2 protein-coding genes are annotated in these 2,037 nt (G+C 38.4%); both read right to left on the bottom strand.

The window, feature by feature from the left end; translation table 11 throughout:
* Positions 1-791: aminoglycoside adenylyltransferase domain-containing protein (locus tag WBG45_RS15930; RefSeq protein ID WP_424416068.1), on the bottom strand; the 791-nt coding region annotated here is incomplete at its 3' end.
* Between the two features lie 54 nt (positions 792-845).
* Entirely contained in the window at positions 846-1,685 is an 840-nt protein-coding gene (locus tag WBG45_RS15925; protein WP_424416067.1) for a nucleotidyltransferase domain-containing protein, read from the bottom strand.
* Between the last annotated feature and the right edge of the window lie 352 nt (positions 1,686-2,037).

Here is a 2,037-nt window from a genome sequence, read left to right as displayed (position 1 = left end):
TTACAATAATGAATTATGTATTTAGAAAAACGAATCGTCATATCAATTCGCTCCTTATCGGAAGTGAAAATGTTCATCTTTTCGCCTTTGCGAATGTTTATGGCTTCCTTGATTATTGGATGCCACTCCAATGGCAAGTGCTGTAATGCATATTCACCAGCACCTAATTTTGAAATGATGTCACGTTCTTTTAAGGTATAAAATTGTCGTAACAATCCAAGAACGGTCCATTCAATCTCATCATCAATATCTTCGACTGGAAGATTGTATAACTCTGTAATTGAGGTCTCCATTCTTTGAACCCGTAGTGCCCAGTAAGAATTCATATTTTCATTTACATAAGAGATTAGATGCTTTGAATGTATGTCAAAATCTAAGGCAGTTCGTTCTGTCCCTACTATCTTTATTCCTTTCGTTTTCAAAATCCACCAAATAATCGGATCAAAGTTTGAACTACAACTCAGTTTGCCACTGTTATAATTGATGTAGTGGTCATCACCCAAGTTCAACCTACCTAAGTCTTCTCTTAGAATATATACCCCATCCAGTTCAGGATGTTTATATCGGTTAGCTATTTTGCTATGGATTTCTGTAAGAACGACGGCATCTGCCTCTAGCAAACGACGATTTGTAATGCCGATGAAATCAATATCACTTGAATTTTCCACATAAGCACCAAGTGCAATGGAGCCTTGTAAATACACTTCTTCAAGCGTATTTGGTAACCGTTCATTCACTAAAGCAATGTACTCGTCTAGAACCTTTTGGACAAGTGTTGGTATTTCTGACACGTCATTCTCTCCTTACCCAAAAATCAGTCACTCATAGATTAATCCCATTTTTTCTTATAAAACTAAACTCAGAATTCTCTTGAACTTGTCTTCTTCATCATCAATACCGATTTTCTGACATAAGGACTTATTCAACCGCAGTAGCTCCGGATACATACTAGCCATCGATTTCACAATTCCAGCCGAATCACGACCGCATGACCAAGATTCCAGAAGTGACAGCTGCCACTCATGTAACTGGCTGCGATTCCCTTCAACTTTTGACCACACTCCGTATGAACTATCCAAATGTTTGTCCATTTCCATATACCAACCGTCCGCAATAAGCCAACGAACCCGGTCCACATTGGCAAGTGCATAATACAGTTCATTTCTCATAGCCGCTCGGTACGTTTCATGAAGAAAGGCAAGGACTTTGTTCTTCCAAAAAGCTATATCCTCCACTTCCACTTGAAATGTATGCTCAGACGCTTCTACAAATAACGGTGCAAGTAGGTTCAATGGGTCATATATAGGTTTCAACCCTTTTATCCATATCGAAGGAATAACCTCATCCAGCGTTTCATACCAACTATCCACTTTAATAAAGCAATCGAAGTGAGTTACCACGACTGGTGATGTAGCTGAAGACTGCTCGTGAAATAACACGTTTCCCCACTTCGCTGAACGTGTTTGCTTATTCTTAATGAAAGCGGATTTGCTTTCTGGCGTTACAATCGTATGTAAATCAATGTCTGAAAAGGCATCATAATTCCCGCGTCCTAAAGACCCGCCAAGATAAATAGCCAACACATTTTGATCGCTCGTCAAATCCTCTAATGCACGATTCAAAAGTTGTTCACGAAAAATAGGTAACTCTTGATCCCTCTTCACATGTCTAGATACAAAACCCACTCTTCATTCATCCTCTCCCGAAACACTACATTCTTTAATAGCTTCTTAATTAGTTTCGCTAAGTACTCACTAAATCCTGCAATTACACCAAAATAATCCAGATTGCGGTATTATCCATCTCCTAAGTTGATGTTCTCAGCTTTCATATATGGTATTTATTCGGCTTCTACTTAGTAATAATCGGCTTAAGTGGTGTTTTAATCGGCTTCAATCAAAGTTTAATCGGTTTCACCCACTTTCGCGCACAAAAAAGCAGCTAAATATGAAATCTCAGCCGCTAGGTTAACTTATTATTCTACTGATGACAAAAACTGTTTTGTTCTTTCTTCTTTAGGATTTCCGAAGATTTCTT

This window comes from Paenisporosarcina sp. (assembly GCF_049671445.1).
Classification (GTDB): domain Bacteria; phylum Bacillota; class Bacilli; order Bacillales_A; family Planococcaceae; genus Paenisporosarcina.
This window is presented reverse-complemented; position numbering and strand designations above follow the sequence as displayed.